This is a genomic window from Luteibacter yeojuensis, from assembly GCF_011742875.1.
Lineage (GTDB): Bacteria > Pseudomonadota > Gammaproteobacteria > Xanthomonadales > Rhodanobacteraceae > Luteibacter > Luteibacter yeojuensis.
Genome location: NZ_JAAQTL010000002.1, coordinates 534779 through 554780 on the forward strand (window position 1 = coordinate 534779; position 20002 = coordinate 554780).

Below are 20002 nucleotides of genomic sequence, written 5' to 3' on the forward strand. Positions count from 1 at the left end.
GGGTACGCCCCGTCCGCCACATTTCCGCGGCGGAGCGCATGGTCCACTGCCACGCTGCGACCCCTACACCACACGAGGGTTGGGGCCATGGTCGAGCGCTACGATTTCCTGGATTGGCTGCGTGTCATCGCCATCTTCATCCTGTTCTTCTTTCATACCGGGATGATCTTTGTCGGTTGGGGCTGGCATGTGGTCAACCATGAAACCATTCCTGCGCTGGTTTGGCCGATGGATATTGCGCACCGCCTGCGCATGCCCCTGCTGTTCGTGATTGCCGGGGCGGGCATGTGGTTTGCCTTGCGTCGACGCAGCCCTGCGACCTTCGTGCGCGAGCGGTCGATCAAGCTGCTTGTGCCGCTGGCGGTCGGCATGTTTCTGCTGGTGCCACCGCAGATTTATGCCGAGCGACTCCAGGCTGGGCAATGGAGTGGCGGCTATCTGGCTTTCTATGCTTCGCGGGTGCTGCAGTTCCATCCGTATCCGGCGGGGGATTTCAGCTGGCACCATCTGTGGTTCATCGCGTATCTCTACGTGTATGTGCTGTTGCTGCTGCCTGCGATGCTGTGGTGGAAGCCTGCCCAGCCGCGCATCAAGCCTGGCAGCTGGCTGTTCCTTCTTGGCCTACCGCTGGGGATCAACGAAGCCTGCCTGAAGTCCCTGTATCCCGAGGCACATAACCTCGTCAGTGACTGGTACATCTTCAATCACTATCTTCTGCTTACCGCTTACGGCTATGTGCTGGCGGCCATGCCCGGTACGTGGCAGTGGTTGTGCGATGTACGGCGGTGGTCGCTGCTCGCGGGCGGCGCGGTCTTGGGGTTGCTGATCTGGGGCTTGACCAGCGGGGTCGTGGCGCACGATTCGGTCACCGATCATGTGGGTGCCAACGTTTTCACCTGGCTGTGGACGATGGTCTTTATTGGTTATGGGTACCGGCACCTTTCCTTTGCCAATCCGCTGCTTGCATGGGCGCGGGAGGCTAGCTATCCGCTGTACATTCTTCACCAGACGGTGATCGTTCTGGTGGGGTATGTCGTGGTGCAGTATCCCTGGGGGCCGTGGACCAAGTACGTCGCTGTTCTGCTTGTGAGCATGGCGGTGTGTCTGGTTATTTATGAAGGGTGTGTGCGGCGGGTCCGGGGTTTGCGGCTTGTCTTTGGGATGAAGGTGGAGGGCCGGTCGGTGCCGTCGACGGTGTCCACGCCTCTCAAGAACTGATACGGCCACGCGGCAGGATTGCCGCATGGCCGATCTCGAACCTCCCTCCTCCCCACTCTCCGACGACGACGTGCGCTGGCTTATGGTTCGCACGGCGCGGTCGCTGGCGCACCTTTGGGCGCGGTTGATTCGCCCTGGTATCCGAGCCGGGAAGCCGCCGATATATCCGATGTGCGCAAGGGACGTCCAGCGGGGCGAACCCTGGCTGGAGGCCGTCTCGCCGAACACCAGCGTGAGCGGGGTGGTCAACGCGGTGCTGCTGGCGCAAGGCCTGCTCATCGACGACGCCGTTGCGCCCCGGCCACCCGACCGGCGGCGCGTCTGCCTGATCGTTCAGCACGTGAGTTGCGGCGCGCTTGTCTGGTCGGACTGTACGTTGCGCATCGCCCGCAGGCTCGGCGTGACGCTGGCCGCGACGCCTCGCGACGAGACCAACGGGGGTTCGCTTCATTGCGATATTTTTCGGCTGGATGGGACTTATGCGGAAGCTGCCCGGGCTGAGGCTAATCCGCCGGCCCCTTGCCACGCTCGCTGAGCTGGTGCTGGTAGTAGGCGTCGATGGGGTCGTCGAGGATGGCTTCCTGATCGGCCAAGTGTTTCGGGTCAGGGTTTAGCCAGGCGTCGAGGTGTTCCGGTCGGATGGCGATGATGCAGCGGTCGTGTCCTGCTGCCCGGATCTCCGGGGGCGGCGGTCGGCTGATGGCGGCGAAGGAGTAGAAGCCGGGCTCGTTATCGGTGGGCTCGCTGTAGCGCCAGAGGCAGGCGAGGAACATGTCCTGAGCGGGCTCGGGACGGAATTCGAGTTCTATTGAGATTTCCCGTTCTCCGGGGGCCAGCGAACGGTGTTGCAGATCGTGGAGCCTCACGGCTTCGTAGAACCGGCTTGCCACGACAACGGCGTGGTTGAAGCCCCAAAGCTTTCTCCACACGGTGGAAAGGCTGTTGCGGCGGGCCATGTAGGTGCCGGGCTTTTCGCGTTCGTCGGCGGCTGTCCAACCGGGGAGGCGGCAGCGGTAACGCATGGGGACCACCATCCGCTCGCCCGTCGCGGGATCGCGAATCAGGACGGGGGCGTAGTAGCCGGGCCAGATGCGGTCAAAGCCGTCCTGGATGGCGAAGTCGTTGACTTCGGAGAGCTTGCGGCGGGCCTCGGCGATCTTGTTGGTGGCGACGCGTTTGTCGGTCGCGGCTTTCTTTGTGGGCTTGGGGCCGGCCAGGACGGACTCGGCGCGGGTCAGGCGTTCGGTTTGTTCGGCGATCAGGCGCTCCTGGGCCAGGGCGGCTGCCCGGTAGGCCTCGAGGGCGGCCTTTCTGGCCTCCTCGTCCTCGGGGATGGCTGATGCCAGGAAGGCGTTGCGCATGGATTTCGGGACGGCGCTCATCCAGGTGCCGGCTTCTGCGGCCCAGCCTGCCAGCTTGGCGAAGGCGCGCATGTCGAGGGTGCCGCCGTAGCGTTGGTAAATGCGGAAGTCGGCCAGGATTTTGGCTGAGTAACACATGTGGCGAAGCGTATGCCCCGGAGAGTTTACGATCGATATGTCTTAAGGAAGAGCCTTTCCCATATAGCTGCTTAGGATTATTCTCATCTCCTAAGGGGCTTCGGCCTAGAGCAATAACGCGGTCGCCAAAGGCGAAGGGGTCGCTGTGACTTGGGGTAAGCATCGAAAGGCGTCTCGGGGATTCAAGGCAGTCGCCTACTTCACGTTGCCACTGGCTCGTGGGCTCCCACGATGAAGGATGAATTCATCGATCTTTCGAGATTTCGACTTGGCGACAGCTACAGCCGTGCGGAGATCGCGGAGCTAGGTTCTATAACGCCTAAGAATTTCGTTCGGCCTACCGGAATTACCGAATTCGCGAACGCTGTACTCCTCTTCGTGACGTTGGAGAAGGATCACTACACCTATCGCGATCAGTTTGAGGGGAACCTGTTCTGGTGGCAGAGTCAGACGCGCCAGACACAAGAAAGTCCAGTGCTACAGAGCCTCATATCGGGCGAGCGCGAAGCTCATCTTTTTGTGCGAGTCCGAGCGAAGGCTTCCTCGACACTTCCTTTTGTGTATTGCGGCCGACTTTCGCCACCGCTGATGAAAGACGAACGCCCTGTCACTTGTGAGTTCGAGGTGTTGGACTTTGTCCAGCACCCGACCGGTGAGCTCGCTCGAGTCTATGCCTGGCGATCAGAAGCGCCGATGGCGACTGCCGAGGCCGAACGCCGGCAAGCACTCGTGACCGAGGAGCTAGCGATGCCTCGTGCGCATGGACAGGGCCGAATGCGAGACTACCAAAGGCGAAGAACCGTCGAGATACACGCAATGGAAATAGCCAAAGAGCACTACGCGACCTTGGGCTACCGTGTAATCGATACATCCAGCACTCACCCCTTCGATCTAAGGTGCTTGCAGGCCGGCGTCGAGAAGCGAGTGGAAGTGAAAGGTACGCAATCGATTGGCCATACCGTCGACGTGACTGCAGGTGAAATCCAGTCAGCATGGAATGGTCGAAAGGATGGCTACACAACGGATCTTTTCCTCGTCCACTCCATTTCGCTGAGGAGCACTGGGCAGGACGTCTACGCTACAGGTGGCGAGGTAGTCAAAGTCGAAGACTGGCAACCTCTACAAGCTGCCCTTAAGCCCATAGCTTTCCGCTATCAACTCTAGTCCGCGATTGCTGTGTCTGTAATGACCCAGCGGTTCCTGCACAGGTCAGGCCGCTAAAGCGTATGCCTCAGCGGGTGTCTTCATCCCCAGCGCCTGGTGCGGACGCCAGTGGTTGTAGAACGCGATCCAGTCGCCGATCACTCGCATCGCATGCTGCTGGCTTTCGAAGCGGTGCCGGTGTGCGCACTGCTCCTTCCGTAAGCTCCCCTGTCAAGCAGACACATCAAAAGTAGAACTTCTGGCGTGGTTGGTGCGAAATTCGACGGGGCTGATGCCGCCAAGAGCGTCGTGGGGTCGTACTTCGTTGTAGTCGATCATCCACCAGTGTGCCGCCTCGCGAACATCTTCAAGGCGGGCAAAGAGGTACTGGTCCAGGACCTCCTCGCGGAAGGTGCGATTGAAGCGTTCGATGAAGGCGTTCTGGTTGGGCTTGCCGGGCTGGATGTATTGAATTGCCACGCCATTGGGTTTTGCCCACTGGGTGAACGTCTCGCCCAGGAACTCCGGCCCGTTGTCCGAACGCACCACCTGCGGCAGTCCGTGGTCGCGCTTGATCTGATCGAAAACGCGCACCAGGCGGCTTGAAGTGATCGATGTGTCCACTTCGATATGCATCGCCTCGCGATTGAAGTCGTCGACGACGTTGAACGTCCGGAAGCGGCGGCCGCAAGCCAGAGCATCACTCATGAAATCAATGGACCACACGGTATCCGGCAACTTCGGCACATAAAGCGCGATGCGATCGCGTTTCGGAAGGCGACGCTTCGCTGCGCGCCGGATGTTTAGCTTCATCGCCTTGTACACACGGTATATCCGTTTTGGGTTCCAATCCTTTCGCTTCTTGCGCAACTGGTCGCTGCACTTCCAGAAGCCCCGGCTTGGCCGCTCTTCCACCAGCTTCGCCAAGGCGGCGATCAGTTCAGCGTCACGCACCGTCCAGTCCAGGGGCGGCGCATACCAGGCCGCTCGTGACAACCCGAGATACCTGCAGGACCGGCTCAGTGGGCGGGCATGCACCTCGGTCAAGAAGCGCACCGCCTCTCGCTTCTGGGCCGGTCCTAGAGTTTTTTTGCAATCAGGTCCTTCAGTGCCGCGTTATCCAGCGCCAACTCTGCGTACATACGCTTCAATTTGGCGTTCTCCGCCTCCAGGTCCTTCACCCGGCGCAATTCGGACGCCTCCAGGCCGCCGTACTTGGCCCGCCAGGCGTAGAAGCTGGCGGGACTGAAGCCATGCTGCCGGGCCAGCTCCGAAACCGCCATGCCTGCCTCAGCCTGCTTGATAAACCCGATGATCTGCTCGGTGGTGAAACGACTCTTCTTCATATCCGTCCTCGTGATTGACGGACTTTACAGCTTCATGTGGTAGGGCTCAGTGGGGGCAGGTCAGGGGGAGCTTACGACCCGATTGCGTCCAACGCTCAACACATCGATGCGCCTGCGGAAGAAGACTTCATATCGCGCGGGGGTATTGAGCCACTAAGACGGCCGCGAATTCATATCAGACATCGAATCGTCGAATGGTCGCAAGTACAGCTGCTCTCCGGCAATCTTGGTCATTTTTAGACGAATGATCATGCGTAATTTGGGATCGACGAACCGATAAGCATCTCCTCTGGGCGTGCGCCGTATTAGTGGCTTCTGAGATGAAGCAAGCTCCGACAACAATTGAGGAACATTCAGTACCACATCTTTGCAGCTATTCGGGAATTCGCGACGAATTATCAACTCAATCTCATTACTTGTTAAGTCGTAATTCTTACAGGCACCGAGGGCATAAATAACTTGATTCTTTCTACCAATCTTGGTCGTCCGCGAGTTCATATTGAACTCAACGACCGATAGCTCACTTATGAGCGAGGCCCGAACCCAGTCATGTCGCCCCTTGTCGAACGCAGAGAAATCAATAACATTTCCATTCTCTTGCGCTCGAAATGCAATCTGCAAGCAGATGTCCTGCAAATACTGCGGAATAAGATCCGCATAGTAAATTATCTCATTGACATAATACTTGAGATTGAACTCGCGATGGGGTTCGATTGTATACCCCAAGATTTCGATGAACCCTCGGGTGGCAAGAACTCGAGCTTGATCGTCCGATAGTCGAGCAACCTCCGGTATTTCCATCAACCGATTAGTCACGGTATTGGAATTAGAAGCCTGAGTAATATACGAACGGATATCATTCGACGTACCAACAAGCAAGATCTTCACATCGTACTGAGCGTAGTTGCTGTCGTCCACCAAGAGTAGCAACCCAACCAGCTCCTTAATCAATTGAGGATCGTCAAGGATATGCTCTAGGTTGTCGAACACGAGGCAACATTTACGCTTCGTACCCGCCTTCGCTCTTACCGCTTTTAAGCACGCTTCGAATGCATCTTGCTTCGGAAAGGCAAACATATTGGAGTGTGAAAGCTCACCTTCAGCGACGAACGCCTTGACTGCCGCTTTCTTCTCCTCTGAGTATCCGGAACGGGTTGCAATACCATTTCGAGCGAGAGTACTTTCAACCACGGCCAATATCGTACCTGCCGAACTTGCCCGACCAAGATTTATCACCTCATAGGTGATGTCTTCCGCTTCGAACAGCCTCTTGTAGAGCCAAGACTTACCCGCGCCGCTTTCGCCATGTATCACTACATGTTTCGACATACGTAATGCGCGAAGAAGAGCCTTTTCGAGAATGGGGCGCTCAATATACATATCACTCCGCACCCTGTTCGCACGCGGAGTGAAAACGGCTTCCGGCTGCACCGCTTCCTTTACGACCATGCTGCCCCTTCCCCTAGAAAAAATTGCCCAGCCCAATCTTTGCGCACGGATGCGCGCATCTCCCTGACGTTATTATTAGCCCCTGCTGCGGGACACGCATCAACTTCGTGCAGCTCAAAGCGCATCACGCCGAAGAAGTGCTTTCTCCAACCTTATTAGGGACTTAAGCGGGATCACCTCACCCGCACTTCGAATACCCACAATTCAAACAAGTCTGACACCCATCCATCAGCACCAGCGCCTGGGTATTGCACTTGGCGCAGAGGGTGGCGCCGGCAGGGAAGCCCGAGGCGTTGGTGTGGGACTCGGCTGAGGAAGCGCTATCGCCAGCCTGGCTCGCCGCTGTAGCGGCTCCTACAGGGGCGGCGGCCGGCTTGGCGGCGGCCTTCTCGTAAGCCGCGCGCTTCTCGGCGATGAGCTGGCGGGTGGCCTCGCTCATTTCGGGATCGTGGATGAGCCCGATCGACTTCATATGCTGCTCGATCACCGCGCCGATCTCGGCGACGATGCTGGGCATGTAGACGCCGCCGGCCTTGAAGTAGCCGCCGCGCGGGTCGAAGACGGCCTTGAGCTCTTCGACGATGAAGGTCACGTCGCCGCCCTTGCGGAAGACGGCGGACAGGATTCGGGTGAGCGCCACGATCCACTGGAAGTGGTCCATGTTCTTCGAGTTGATGAAGAGCTCGAAGGGACGGCGCTGTTCGTAGGGGGTGCCGGCGTTCAGGACGATGTCGTTGATGGTCACGTACAGCGCGTGCTCGAAGAGCGGCGACTTGATCTTGTACGTGTTGCCCACGAGGGTTTCCGGGCGCTCCAGGCTTTCGTGCATCTGGATCACTTCGGCCACGGGCGCGGTGTCTTTCACCGGCGCGGCGGCGGGGGCCGGGGCGGCCTTGTCCTCGGGCTTAACGACGTTGTAGCCCTTGATCTTCTTTTCGATCTTGATCGCCATGACTCTTCTCTCTTAGGTATCCGGCCCGGCGCGTACGCCGGGCCGGATGGGTACTACTTACTTACGACGGCCACGGGCGGCGGACTTGCGCGCCGACGTACGGCCGGTCTTGCTGGCAGTGGACCTCTTTACCGCCTTGGAGGCGGCTTTCTTACCAACCGCCTTGCGGGCGGTCGTCTTACCGGCGGCCTTGCGGACCGTCTTCTTCGTTGCGACGCGGCCGGCGCTCTTGCGGGCGACCTTGCGCGTGGTCTTCCTGGCGACGCGGCCGGCGGCCTTGCGGGCGCTGGTCTTCTTCGCCGCGCCCTTGCGGGCGACCTTCTTGACGGCGGCCTTGCGGCCGGCCGACTTCTTCACGGCCTTGCGGGTGGCCTTCTTGGCCGAAGCCTTCTTCACGGCGCCCTTCCTGGCGGCGGACTTCTTCACCGTCGCCTTCCTGGTCGCGCCCTTCTTGGCGACAGCCTTCTTCGCAGAGGCTTTCCTGGTGGCCGACTTCTTGGTGGCCGCCTTCTTCGTAGCCTTCTTGGCGGCAGCGCCCTTCTTGGCAGCGGCCTTCTTCGCCGTACCCTTCTTGGCAACCGCCTTCTTCGCCGCGCCCTTCTTGGCCGAAGCCTTCCTGGCAGCCGGAGCCGCCTTCTTGGCAGCGGCAGCCTTCTTCGCAGGCTTACGCCTGGTCGGCGCCTTCACCGCCGGCTCGCTGGTTTCGTCTTCCACCGGTGCGTTGGCGGCGGGTGCCGGCGTGGGCTCGATCACCTTGCGGGCAACCGGCTTGCGCTTCACCACTTTCTTGGCGACGGCCGGTGCCGGCATGTCGTCGGCGGTGTGATCCGCCGCCGGTGCCGGCATGGTGTCGGTAGCGCTGCTCTCGGTCGAGGGCATTTCGCCCTCGACGGTCTGGTTCTCGATCGACATACGTATTCCCTCTCCGCGGGGTCAGAACTTGCCGTAATAGCCTTCCTTCAGGGCATCGAAAAGGTTCGCGGCGGTGTGCATTTCACCGTCGTACTCCACCTCGTCGTTACCCTTCAGTTCGACAACGCTACCGTCTTCCAATTCGAAGCGATAGAGGGTGTTCTCGAGATCGGTTTCCTTGACCAGCACACCCTGGAACGCGGCCGGGTTGAAACGGAAGGTCGTACAGCCCTTCAGACCCTGCTTGTACGCGTAGAAATAGATGTCCTTGAAGTCTTCGTACGGGTAGTCCGTGGGCACGTTGGCCGTCTTGGAAATGGAGGAGTCGATCCACTTCTGCGAGGCGGCCTGGATGTCCACGTGCTCCTTCGGGCTGATGTCGTCGGCCGCCACGAAGTAGTCCGGCAGGCGGGTCTTCGGGTCGTCGGAGAGCGGCAGGGCATCGCCGTTGATGAGGGCGCGATAGGCGAGCAGCTCGTAGCTGTACACCTCCACCTTTTCCTTCGACTTCTTGCCCTCGCGGATCACGTTGCGCGAATAGTGGTGGGCGAAGCTGGGCTCGATGCCGTTGGAGGCGTTGTTGGCCAGGCTGAGGGAAATCGTACCGGTGGGGGCGATGGACGAGTGGTGGGTGAAGCGCGCACCGGTCTCGGCCAGGGCGTCCACCAGGTCCGGGGCCACTTCGGCCACGCGCTGCATATAGCGCGAGTACTTCGCGTGCAGCACGCTGCCCTTGATGGTCTGGCCGATCTTCCAGCCGTCCTTCGCCATTTCCGGGCGCTTGCGCAGCATGTCGCCGGTCACTTCGTACTCGCGCGCCAGGACGGGCGCCGGGCCCTTTTCCTTGGCGAGGTCGAGGGCCACTTCCCAGCCGGCCAGGGCCATCTCGCGGGACACGTCCTCGGTGAAGGCCACGGCATCCGCCGCGCCGTAGCGCATCTTCAGCATGGTGAGGGTGGAACCCAGGCCGAGGAAGCCCATGCCATGGCGGCGCTTGGAGAGGATTTCCTCGCGCTGCTGCGCCAGCGGCAGGCCGTTGATCTCCACCACGTTATCGAGCATGCGGGTGAACACGCGCACCACTTCGCGGTATTCGTCCCAGTCGAAACGGGCCTTCGGGCCGAACGGGTCGCGCACGAAGGTGGTGAGGTTCACCGAGCCCAGCAGGCAGGAGCCGTACGGCGGCAGCGGCTGCTCGCCGCAGGGGTTGGTGGCGCGGATGTGCTCGCACCACCAGTTGTTGTTCATCTCGTTGACGCGGTCGATGAGGATGAAGCCCGGCTCGGCGTAGTCGTACGTTGAGACCATGATCATGTCCCACAGATGACGGGCACGGATGTGGCCGTAGATCTTGCAGGCCACCAGGCCGTCGTCGCGGGTGACGTAGTTTTCCCGGGTGGGCCACTCGCGCCACACGACCTTGGAGGCGTCGTCGAGGTCGATCTCGCCCTGCTCCTTCACGTGCACCGGGAAGACGGTGGGCCAGTCCTCGTCGTTCTCCACGGCGTCCATGAAGCCGTCGGTGATCAGCAGCGACAGGTTGAACTGGCGCAGGCGGCCGTCCTCGCGCTTGGCGCGGATGAATTCCTTGGCGTCCGGATGGCTCACGTCGAAGGTGCCCATCTGCGCGCCGCGGCGGCCGCCGGCGGACGAGACGGTGAAGCACATCTTGTCGTAGATATCCATGAACGACAGCGGGCCCGAGGTATGGGCGCCGGCGCCGGACACGTACGCGCCGCGCGGACGCAGCGTGGAGAACTCGTAGCCGATACCGCAGCCGGCCTTCAGCGTGAGGCCCGCCTCGTGCACCTTCTCGAGGATGTCGTCCATCGAGTCGTGGATGGTGCCCGACACGGTGCAGTTGATCGTGGAGGTGGCGGGCTTGTGCTCCAGCGCGCCGGCGTTGGACGTGATGCGGCCGGCGGGAATCGCACCGCGGCGCAGGGCCCAGAGGAAGCGCTCGAACCAGTGGCTGCGCAGCTCGTCGGTGGCTTCCACGTCGGAGAGCGCGCGCGCCACGCGCTTGTAGGTCTCGTCGACGGAGCCGTCCACCGGCTCGCCCGTCTTCGACTTCAGGCGGTACTTCTTGTCCCAGATGTCATACGAGGCGGGCTGAAGCGGGATGGCCGCGGTCTCAAGCCCCATGGCTTGCGCACGTGCAGTGCTCATGTATGTGTCGTCCTCGAGTTCCGGCCTTTGTCGGGCCTTTCTTATAGTGGCTTGCGTCGGCGCAACACCGTCGACGGACCCTCCCCCCGGAGATTCCTGTCGACCATCCCTGGCTTCCCTTCGCCAACCTTTCAAAAAAGCCTTTGGCGACGATGGTTTGAAGCTTGTACCTGATTATCCGCAGCACCAGCACTTGGTAAGTAGCGAACGAAGGAACACAAGATGTTGTGGTTGCGGCCGAAGTGAACCTTAAACCGGCAGGGGTGCGATGTAAAGTATCCGCGACGTGCGTCTCAAGGACTGAAACCCGCGCCGCGGGTTGTTGTCGAAAGCGCCGTCCCACGTGCCCGGAGCACACCAGCCAAGGAGCTTCTCAATGCCCGCCCGCAGTTACCGGCGAACCACTTGCTTTGCCCTCGGTGCCGCCCTTGCCATGAGCCTGGCGTCGCCTGCCTTAGCATCCCTGCCTCCGGCCGTCGACGGTCAGCCGATTCCTTCCCTGGCCCCCATGCTGGCGAAGGTGACGCCGGCGGTGGTGAACATCTCGACGAAGACCCGCGTACGGGTCCGCGACCCCTATTTCGACGACCCGTTGTTCCGCCAGCTGTTCGGTGGCGGCGGCATGCCCCGCGAGCGGGTGGAGCAGAGCCTGGGCTCGGGCGTCGTCATCGACGCGGCCAAGGGCTACGTGCTCACCAACAACCACGTGGTGGGTGGTGCCGACGACATCACGGTCACCCTGCAGGACGGCCGCGACCTGAAGGCGAAGCTGCTGGGCAGCGATCCGGAAACCGACATCGCGGTGCTGCAGATTCCGGCCGAGCGCCTGCAGGCGCTGCCCATCGCCGATTCCTCGCAGCTGCGCGTGGGCGATTTCGTGGTGGCCGTGGGCGATCCGTTCGGGCTGGGGCAGACGGCCACCTCGGGCATGGTTTCGGCGCTGGGCCGTTCCGGCCTGGGCAAGGGCATCCAGAACTTCATCCAGACCGACGCCTCGATCAACCCGGGCAACTCCGGCGGCGCGCTGGTGAACCTGCGCGGCGAACTGGTGGGCATCAACTCGATGATCTTCACGCCCTCCGGCGGCAACGTGGGCATCGGCTTCGCCATTCCCACCGACCTGGCGACGGGCGTGATGAAGCAGTTGCTGGCCTACGGCAAGGTGCGCCGCGGCAACCTGGGCGTGGAGGTGCAGGACATCACGCCGCGCATCGCGAAGGCACTGGGGCTGAAGGACACCAACGGCGCCGTGGTCACCCGGATCAACGACGCCTCGCCCGCGGAAGGCGCGGGCTTGCAGGCGGGCGACGTGCTCACGGCGGTGAACGGCAAGCCGGTGCACGGGGCGCAGGACCTGCGCAACGCCGAAGGTCTGCTGCCGCTGGGCGCGAAGGTGAAGCTCACGGTGCAGCGCGACGGGGCCACGCGCGACGTCGAGGCCACGGTGGCCGCGGAGAAGATCGCCAGCGTGGACGGGGCGAAGGTGGACAAGCGGCTGGCCGGGGTCACGCTGAGCGACCTGTCGCCGGAACAGAAAGCGCAGGGTCTCTACGGCGTGGCACTGAGCGGTGTGCAGCGCGGTTCCGCTGCCGCGGCGGCGGGGCTCAAGGACGGCGATATCGTGGTGGCGATCTCGCAGGCGCGGATCACAAGTGTGAAGAGCCTGCCAACGACCGGCTCACTGGGTATGCGGCAACTGTTGCTCACGGTGGTGCGAGACGACGCGGTGTACTACGCGGTGCTGTGACCTCGCAGCGCCTTGTAGGAGCCGCCATAGCGGCGAGGAAACCTTGCCGTACTGTCGCAAGATTGCCCTCGCCGCTATAGCGGCTCCTACACGAAGACGGAAGCCGGAGATCTCCTACAGCCTACGTTCCGTTTCCCGACGGCAGGATGCTGAACGATGTCAATGCTGCGCGTGGCGCCGGGATGCCCCACAATGGCGGCTTGCTTGCCTATTAGCCCCGTCCCGAGGTCCCAGCCGTCCATGTCTCTTCGTTTCGCGCGACTGTTCACCGCCACGCTGATCGGCCTTAGCGCCTCCGCCACCGTTCTTGCCGCCGCAGGCACCCAGCTGGTCTGGCGCGGCGACATCACTACCGCGCGCGGCGTGGTCACCGACGTCGCCAAGGCCTGGGAGAAATCCGGCAAGGGCAAGATCGAGCTGCAGCCGTTCAACACGGCCTCCGGCATCGACGCCGTGGTGAAGGGCAGCGCCGACCTCGCCGGTTCGGCCCGCCCCGCCGTCGGTGCCGCCGAGCAGTCGCTCACCTTCACGCCGGTGGCATGGGACGCCCTGGTGATGGTGACCTACCCATCCAACCCGGTCAGCAACATCTCGCTGAAGCAGCTCCACGAGATCTACATGGGGCACATCACCAACTGGAAGGAGCTCGGCGGCAACGACGCCCCGATCAACCTCTACGCGGTGGCCAGCCCGGCCGACGGTGTCGAATACAGCCTGCGCCGCCTCCTCTTCGGCCGCGGCAACCAGCCGGTGGCCGCACCGCGCCTGTATGTGAACGTGGCGAAGCTCGAGGAAGGCGTCACCCTCGACAAGCAGGGCCTCGGCGCCAGCACGCTCGCCGGCGCCTCGTCGAACAGGAAGGTGAAGATCCTCTCCATCGATGGCGTCGCGCCGTCCATGTCCACGGTCAGCAGCGGCACCTATCCGCTGTACACCGAGCTCTACCTCGTCACCAACGACAGCAGCCCGAAGGCCGCCGAGGTGAAGGAGTTCATTTCCTTCGTCACGTCCAGCAAGGGCAGCTCGCTGCTGCGCTCGCATAGCCTCGTGCCTTATGCCGACGGCGCCGCGCTTGCCGCGAAGGACGCCTCCCGCCGTGCCGCCATCGCGTCCGCCGTGGGTACGCGCGCCAACGCCGGCCAGCCGATGACCACGCCGGCCGCCGTGGCCGCCGCGCCGGCCGCTGCCGCCGCCGTCGCCGCGAAGGAAACCGCCCTCGCCAAGGCCCAGGCCGCGAGCAAGGGTGCGAAGGCCGCGAAGACGACCAAGGGCACCGTCGCCGCCACCGCCGCCGAGCCGCCGAAGTTCGCTCGCGTGGTCGCCGGCGTCAGCACCTCGGCGCACATGAGCTTCGTCGGCGTGCACGCGGAAGCTTTCACCATGTCGGACAACGCCAAGATCGGCGGACGCTTCGCCAAGGTGCGCGCCGATGCCGTCACCGTGCGCGGCAAGCCGGTCGCGAAGGCGGCGGACGCGTCGGAGAAGTCCACGACCGTCGCCACGCCGAAGGTGGCGGAGGCCAAGCCGGCTCCGAAGCCGGCGAAGGTCGTCGCCAAGGCCGGGAAGCCGGCCGCCTCGCGCACCTACAAGGTGGCCGCGGGCGACACCCTCTACTCCATCGCGAAGAAGAACGCGATCGACGTGAACACCCTGCGCGCCATGAATGGCCTGAAGGACAACAACGTCCGCCTCGGCCAGGTGCTCAAAGTCGGCGCGCGCTGAGCCGTGACGGTTCGCGCCGTTTCCCTCGATCTCGACGACACGCTGTGGCCGGTGCTCCCGGCCCTCATCGAGGCCGAGCACTGCGTGAATCGCTGGCTCAGGGAACACCACCCGGATGTCGCCGAGGCATGGCCCATCGAGGCCATGCGCGAGCTGCGCGAGAAGATCGCGCAGGAAAACACCCACCTCTCGCACGACTTCAGCGCGCAGCGGCGCCTGACCATCCGCCATGCCTTCGCCGCCTGCGGCATCGACGATGCGCCGGTGGACGAGGTGTGGCGCATCTACTTCGCCGCCCGCAACGCGGTGGAGCTGTACCCGGACACCTTGCCGGCCCTGGAGCGCATCGCGGCCCGCGTGCCGCTGGTGAGCATCTCCAACGGCAACGCCGACCTCGAAGTGATCGGCCTGCACCATCTCTTCCACACCCGCCTCAACGCCAGCGGCGTGGGCGTGGCGAAGCCGCACCCCCAGATCTTCCTGGCCGCCGCCGAGGCCCTGGGCCTGGCGCCCGCCGACATCCTCCACGTGGGCGACGACCCCCTGCTCGACGTGCTCGGCGCGCGCGAGGCCGGCATGAAGACGGTATGGCTCAACCGCACGGGCGAGCGCTGGTCGCACGGTCCCGCGCCGGACTATGAATTCCCGGACATGACCCACCTTGCGGACTGGATTGACGCGTCACTCGCCAGGGACAGTTAGAATGGCGGTTCACCGATAGCAAGAACCCTTTGACGCGGTCGCCCCGGCCGCGAGGCACGGGAGGCCTGATGTCACCGCTGATCGATCGCAAATCCGGAAAACGCGCCGTTCCCATCGAAACCGTCGATGCAGGCAGCATGGCTGCCGCGGAGGCTCGCCTGGATACGGCGCAGCGCAAGTGGCTCCAGTCCACAGGATTCCGACCGAAACCGGGCGCGTTGGCGGTACTGCCGGGCAGTGTGCCCGGCGAAATCGCCCTGGTGCTGGTGGGCGTGGATCGGCACAACCCGATGGCCGCGCTGGGCGGGCTGCCCTTCCGCCTGCCGGAAGGCATCTACGAACTTTCGTCGGACGGTGGCGTGTTCACGGAACGCGAGCACATCGAGCTGGCGATCCTCGGCTGGGCGCTGGGCGCCTACCGCTTCGACCGCTACCGCTCCTACGAGCGCAAGGCTGCGCAGCTGGTGGTCACGCCGGCCGCGATCCGCGCGCTGCAACCGCTGATCGACGCCACCGCCGAAGTGCGCGACATGGTGAACACGCCCACGGAGGACATGGGCCCGGAACAGCTGTCGCAGGCCATCCACGAGCACGCCAAGGCGCATAAGGCCACCGTGCAGGAATGGGTCGGCGACGACCTGATCAAGCACAACTTCCCCACCATCCACGCCGTAGGCCGCGCCAGCCATCGCGCGCCGCGCCTCATCGAGCTCACCTGGGGCAAGGCCTCCAGCCCGAAGCTGGTGATCGTTGGCAAGGGCGTCTGCTTCGACACCGGCGGCCTGGACATCAAGCCGGCCGACGGCATGCGCTGGATGAAGAAGGACATGGGCGGTGCGGCGCACGCCATCGCGCTGGCCGGCCTCGTGATGAAGGCTAAACTGCCGGTACGGCTGACGTTGCTCGTGCCGGCCGTGGAGAACGCCATCGCGGGCAACGCGATGCGTCCGGGCGAGGTCATCCGCACGCGCGCGGGGCATACGGTGGAAGTGGACAACACCGATGCCGAAGGTCGCCTCGTGCTGTGCGATGCCCTTGCTTACGCGGTGGAACAGTCGCCCGACCTGATCGTGGATTTCGCGACGCTCACCGGCGCCGCACGCGTGGCGCTCGGTCCCGAACTGCCGGCGCTGTTCACCAACCGCGACCCGTTGGCGGACCACGTGATCAGCTCCGCCGAGCGGGTGCATGATCCGCTGTGGCGCCTGCCGCTGTGGCGTCCGTATCGCCGGATGCTGGAGTCGTACGTGGCGGATTTCGCCAATGCGGGCCCGTCGCGCCACGCGGGCGCGATCACCGCGGCGCTGTACCTGGAACGCTTCGTCCCCGACAGCCAGAACTGGATGCACCTGGACACCTACGCCTGGAACGACGGGGACCGCCCTGCCCATCCGCGTGGTGGCGAGGCCCAGGGCCTGCGTGCGTTCTTCCGGTTCTTGTCGGAGCGGTATTCCTGAGAGCCCGGGCTCGGCGGCGATCGGGCCGACTGCGTCGGCTCGCCGCTATAGCGGCTCCTACAGATCGGGCACCGCTGTTGCGGCTCCTACAGATCGGGCACCACCGTTGCGGCTCCTGCAGATCGGGCACCACCGTTGCGGCTCCTACAGATCGGGCACCACCGTTGCGGCTCCTACAGATCGGGCACCACCGTTGCGGCTCCTACAGATCGGGCACCACTGTTGCGGCTCCTACAAATCGGGCACCACCGTTGCGGCTCCTACAGATCGGGCACCACTGTTGCGGCTCCAACAGATCGGGCACCACCGTTGCGGCTCCTACAAATCGGGCGCCACTGTTGTAGGAGCCGCTATAGCGGCGAGAACCCGTTAGCGTCACGCCCCCAATACGCCCATGCGCGGCCCGCTCCATGAGGGAGCCAGCGATTTTCCCAGGCCGCATCCGCGCACGCTTCGCCTCGTGACGGCATGGCCACCGAAGCGGCTCCCACAGCTAGGGACTTTCCTCGGGCGCATCCTGCGCACGCTTTGCCTTCCACGCGATGACGGAGCGCAGGTTCCGCTCGAGTTCCGCGATCGTCAGTGGAAAATAATCCGCATCGCTGTCGGTGACCTGCCAGCTGGTCATCCGCTTGTCGGTCACGGCCACGCCGTTCGCCTTGAGCGCGTCGCGGACATCGGTCGGATCGAGATCGGTCGCCTGCAGAATCAGCTGCCATAGCCAGTTCATCCGCTGCGGATCCACGCCGCGTGTCATGGGCGGGCGCGTGTAAGGCCGGCCCGGTGCGTCGAAGTCGGTCATGATGTACTCCCTGCGTGCACGTAAGACCGAGTATGCCATCGGCCCTTTCGATGGATATCGGCACGCATCCCGGATTTCCTCAGCCCTCGCCTTCGTCCCGTCCGCGCGGAACGAAGGCACGCTTCCGCGCCCGGTTAACGTGGCCTCGTATAGGCTCGGGAGAACCCTGACAAGGAGTCCGCGATGCGATCGCTCATTCCCGCCTTGCTCCTGGCACTGTCCCTCCCCGCCTTCGCCGACGACACGCCGAAGGTCGAAGCCCTCGGTGCCCGCCTCGAAAAGCTCGAATACCCCTACCCCGTCACGATGTTCACGGTGACGAACCAGGGCCAGTCGCTGCAGATAGCCTATATGGACCTGAAGCCCGAACACGCCAACGGCCGCACCGCCGTGCTGCTGCACGGCAAGAACTTCTGCGGCCCGTACTGGGCGGCCACCGCGGAGCACCTGCGCGCCGAGGGTTATCGCGTGGTGATTCCCGACCAGATCGGTTTCTGCAAATCCTCGAAACCGCACACCTTCCAGTACAGCTTCCACCAGCTGGCGGCGGATACGCACGACCTGCTCGCGAGCCTGGGCGTGGACAAGGTCACCGTCGTGGCGCATTCCATGGGCGGCATGGTGGGCGCGCGCTACGCGCTGATGTATCCGCAGGGCGTCGAGAAGCTGGTGCTGGTGAACCCCATCGGCCTGGAAGACTGGAAGGCGAAGGGCGTGCCGTGGCAGAGCGTCGACGCCTGGTACGCGCGCGACCTGAAGACCTCTTACGCCGGCATCAAGCGCTACCAGCTGGCGCACTACTACGACGGCAAGTGGAAGCCCGATTACGATCGCTGGGCGCTGATGCAGGCCGGTCAGTACGAAGGCGACGGCAAGGAAACCTCGGCCTGGGCCGGCGCGCTCACGTACGACATGATCTTCACCCAGCCGGTGGTCTACGAGTTCCCGATGATCGAGGTGCCGACGGTGCTGATCATCGGGCAACGCGACACCACGGCGATCGCCGAGGGCGCCTCCGCGGACGTCGCATCGAAGCTCGGCCATTACCCGGAGCTCGGGAGGGAAGCCGCTTCGCGCATTCCCGGCGCGAAGCTGATCCCGCTGGAAGGCCTGGCCCACTCGCCGATGATCGAAGCACCGGAGCGCTTCTACAAGGCGCTCGACGAAGCGCTCTGAAGCCCCCTTCTGCGCAAACAACGCCCGGTGTGGGAGCCGCTTCAGCGGCGATGGGTGCTCGCGATACGCGTGCCCGCTGCCGCGGGATCGCCGGCACAGCCGGCTCCCACAAGGTTCCTTCCAGGCCTGCTCTTCTGTAGGAGCCGCTATAGCGGCGAGAGCGATCTTGCCCCCGACCGCGAGGTTGCCTCGCCGCTATAGCGGCTCCTACAGGAACGAGGAATGGATGGGATGGTTACTGCGCGAACGCGATTTCGCGCTGCACGGGCCGGATGACGTAGCCCACGGGAAGCCAGTTGCCGCTGCCGGTGCCGCCCGGTGCCAGCGACACCGTTTCGAACAGCACCGCGCGGGTGTAGTGCGATACGAAGATCACGTTGAGGTAATCGCCGGCGGGAAGGCCTACCGGGTCGCGTACGCGCGTCACCTCGAACCACTCGCGCCCCACGAGCTGGCCGCGATCGAGGCGGATCTTCCGCAGGTAGCGCACCCACTCCGCGCGCGGCACCATCTTCTGCATCATCGCGCCGGCTTCCAGCCACATCGCATCCGCCCGGCGTCCGTCGGACATCCGCACCCAGTGGGTGGCGCAACTCACGGCGTTATCCAGCGAATTGGGCTGCGGGCCCAGCCGCGGCGCGTTGCTGATGCTCAGCAGCGGGCCGAAGGCGTTCCCAACGGGAACGCCGGTCGCGGGAAACTTTCGAGTCTGGACCGGCACCGACGACATGACCCCACTCCGACACGGGACGATCGCAGCTTCCGGCGGCCGGCGGGCCGTGCCAAGTCGGCCGGATGGAATAAGCGGGTTGGCCGGGGCAAAAACATACCGAACCCGAGGAAGCACCCCCGGCAGGGGCCGTTATTGCGGCGAGAGGGCTCGCCGGATCCCGGCCCGCTGCCGCGGGATCGCCGGCTCCCACACACTGAGGATCCGTAGGAGCCGCTATAGCGGCGAGAAAACCTCGCGATACACGGCAAGTTCCCCCCCCCCGCCGCTATAGCGGCCCCTACAGCTCGGGTTGTGGGGGCTTAGCGGCGGCCGAACGCCAGGACTTCGGCGGTATAGGTTTCCACCACGAGGCTGAAGGGCTGGTTCGCGTCGGTGAACAGCACCGCCCGATGGCGGAGCACTTCGTGCGGAATGGCCAGGGGGCCCTGGTGCGACGGCGGGAGCGGCGCGTTCATTTCCCAGCCGGCCGGCAGCGGCGACCACAGGAGGTCCGCGCTGAGCGTCTGCCGGCGGAAGTGCAGCGCCTGCACCACCTTTCCGAACGGCTGGTCGGTGGTGTCGAGGATCTTGTTCATCTCCGGCGTGAGACGCGACGGCACGTACCAGTTATCCGCTTCGGACAGCACGTGCTTGCCGCAGGCGAGCTGCACGCGGCGGTAGCGCACCGCCTCGCCGGGGGCGATACCCAGGGTGGTGCGCTCCGCTTCCGGCAACGGCTTGTCCTGGCCCTTCACACGGCGGGCGACGATCTTCGCCTCCGGCGCCAGCGAATGCGCGCCGCACCAGCGCTCCAGTGTCAGGGTGGCGCTGGGATGGCTCAGCAGGTCGGCGTTGAGCGATTGCAGCAGCGCCAGCGCCTGCGTGCGCGAGGCGACGTCGTCGCTCCACGGTTCGCGCGCCTGCGCGGTGGCCGCGAGCACGGCGAGGGAGGTGGCGGCGATGATGGTTCGGCTGTTCATGGGGTAATCCTTCACG

The 20002-nt window shown here is 63.8% G+C and carries 17 protein-coding genes and 1 pseudogene; 8 read left to right on the top strand and 10 right to left on the bottom strand.

What is annotated here, in order from left to right:
• The first annotated feature begins 87 nt into the window (after positions 1-87).
• Positions 88-1218 carry an acyltransferase family protein gene (locus HBF32_RS17340; RefSeq protein ID WP_166701033.1) on the top strand — a complete coding sequence of 377 codons (1131 nt, stop codon included), beginning with the start codon at positions 88-90 and terminating at the stop codon, positions 1216-1218.
• A gap of 25 nt (positions 1219-1243) precedes the next feature.
• Positions 1244-1753 (top strand): hypothetical protein, encoded by a 510-nt coding sequence (locus HBF32_RS17345; protein WP_166701034.1) that lies wholly within the window; start codon positions 1244-1246, stop codon positions 1751-1753.
• Here the strand turns inward: HBF32_RS17345 and HBF32_RS17350 are convergent.
• Positions 1722-2717: an SOS response-associated peptidase family protein gene (locus HBF32_RS17350; RefSeq protein WP_166701035.1), complete on the bottom strand. Its 996-nt coding sequence runs from the start codon at positions 2715-2717 to the stop codon at positions 1722-1724. The genes HBF32_RS17345 and HBF32_RS17350 overlap by 32 nt on opposite strands.
• Positions 2718-2948: 231 nt before the next feature.
• Here HBF32_RS17350 and HBF32_RS17355 point away from each other — a divergent pair, with 231 nt between their 5' ends.
• Positions 2949-3881, top strand: a complete 933-nt coding sequence (locus HBF32_RS17355) for a DUF3427 domain-containing protein (protein ID WP_166701036.1) — start codon at positions 2949-2951, stop codon at positions 3879-3881.
• Between the two features lie 45 nt (positions 3882-3926).
• Here HBF32_RS17355 and HBF32_RS17360 read toward each other — a convergent pair.
• The 6 genes and pseudogenes from HBF32_RS17360 to HBF32_RS17385 all read right to left on the bottom strand — a co-directional run.
• A pseudogene (locus HBF32_RS17360) lies at positions 3927-4064 on the bottom strand (integrase core domain-containing protein); the annotation flags it as partial.
• A gap of 27 nt (positions 4065-4091) precedes the next feature.
• A protein-coding gene (locus HBF32_RS17365; protein ID WP_240148021.1) for an IS3 family transposase occupies positions 4092-5206 on the bottom strand; the annotation gives its coding sequence in 2 pieces (ribosomal slippage) (positions 4092-4954 and positions 4954-5206; 1116 coding nt in all).
• 153 nt (positions 5207-5359) lie between these two features.
• On the bottom strand, positions 5360-6655 hold the full coding sequence (locus tag HBF32_RS17370) for an ATP-binding protein (protein ID WP_166701037.1): 1296 nt from the start codon (positions 6653-6655) through the stop codon (positions 5360-5362).
• Between the two features lie 178 nt (positions 6656-6833).
• Positions 6834-7607 (bottom strand): TSCPD domain-containing protein, encoded by a 774-nt coding sequence (locus HBF32_RS17375; protein WP_166701038.1) that lies wholly within the window; start codon positions 7605-7607, stop codon positions 6834-6836.
• 57 nt (positions 7608-7664) lie between these two features.
• The gene (locus HBF32_RS17380; RefSeq protein WP_166701039.1) at positions 7665-8519 is read right to left on the bottom strand and encodes a histone H1-like repetitive region-containing protein; all 855 of its coding nucleotides are present in this window, start codon (positions 8517-8519) and stop codon (positions 7665-7667) included.
• A 21-nt stretch (positions 8520-8540) separates the two neighbouring features.
• The gene (locus HBF32_RS17385; RefSeq protein WP_166701040.1) at positions 8541-10688 is read right to left on the bottom strand and encodes an adenosylcobalamin-dependent ribonucleoside-diphosphate reductase; all 2148 of its coding nucleotides are present in this window, start codon (positions 10686-10688) and stop codon (positions 8541-8543) included.
• Positions 10689-11064: 376 nt separating this feature from the next.
• On the opposite strand from HBF32_RS17385, the gene HBF32_RS17390 reads away from it, so the two are divergent.
• From HBF32_RS17390 to HBF32_RS17405, 4 genes are all read left to right on the top strand, one after another.
• Positions 11065-12435, top strand: a complete 1371-nt coding sequence (locus HBF32_RS17390; RefSeq protein WP_166701041.1) for a DegQ family serine endoprotease — start codon at positions 11065-11067, stop codon at positions 12433-12435.
• A gap of 240 nt (positions 12436-12675) precedes the next feature.
• The gene (locus tag HBF32_RS17395) at positions 12676-14157 is read left to right on the top strand and encodes a LysM peptidoglycan-binding domain-containing protein (protein WP_166701042.1); all 1482 of its coding nucleotides are present in this window, start codon (positions 12676-12678) and stop codon (positions 14155-14157) included.
• A 3-nt stretch (positions 14158-14160) separates the two neighbouring features.
• Positions 14161-14859: an HAD-IA family hydrolase gene (locus tag HBF32_RS17400; protein WP_166701043.1), complete on the top strand. Its 699-nt coding sequence runs from the start codon at positions 14161-14163 to the stop codon at positions 14857-14859.
• A gap of 68 nt (positions 14860-14927) precedes the next feature.
• Positions 14928-16316 carry a leucyl aminopeptidase family protein gene (locus tag HBF32_RS17405; protein ID WP_166701044.1) on the top strand — a complete coding sequence of 463 codons (1389 nt, stop codon included), beginning with the start codon at positions 14928-14930 and terminating at the stop codon, positions 16314-16316.
• A gap of 493 nt (positions 16317-16809) precedes the next feature.
• On the opposite strand, the gene HBF32_RS17410 is transcribed toward HBF32_RS17405, so the two are convergent.
• The gene (locus tag HBF32_RS17410; protein WP_166701045.1) at positions 16810-17118 is read right to left on the bottom strand and encodes a hypothetical protein; all 309 of its coding nucleotides are present in this window, start codon (positions 17116-17118) and stop codon (positions 16810-16812) included.
• A gap of 183 nt (positions 17119-17301) precedes the next feature.
• On the opposite strand from HBF32_RS17410, the gene HBF32_RS17415 reads away from it, so the two are divergent.
• Positions 17302-18294, top strand: a complete 993-nt coding sequence (locus HBF32_RS17415; RefSeq protein WP_166701046.1) for an alpha/beta fold hydrolase — start codon at positions 17302-17304, stop codon at positions 18292-18294.
• A 235-nt stretch (positions 18295-18529) separates the two neighbouring features.
• Here HBF32_RS17415 and HBF32_RS17420 read toward each other — a convergent pair whose 3' ends face one another.
• Positions 18530-19024: a DUF4019 domain-containing protein gene (locus HBF32_RS17420; RefSeq protein WP_166701047.1), complete on the bottom strand. Its 495-nt coding sequence runs from the start codon at positions 19022-19024 to the stop codon at positions 18530-18532.
• Positions 19025-19326: 302 nt separating this feature from the next.
• Positions 19327-19986 carry a hypothetical protein gene (locus HBF32_RS17425; RefSeq protein ID WP_166701048.1) on the bottom strand — a complete coding sequence of 220 codons (660 nt, stop codon included), beginning with the start codon at positions 19984-19986 and terminating at the stop codon, positions 19327-19329.
• Between the last annotated feature and the right edge of the window lie 16 nt (positions 19987-20002).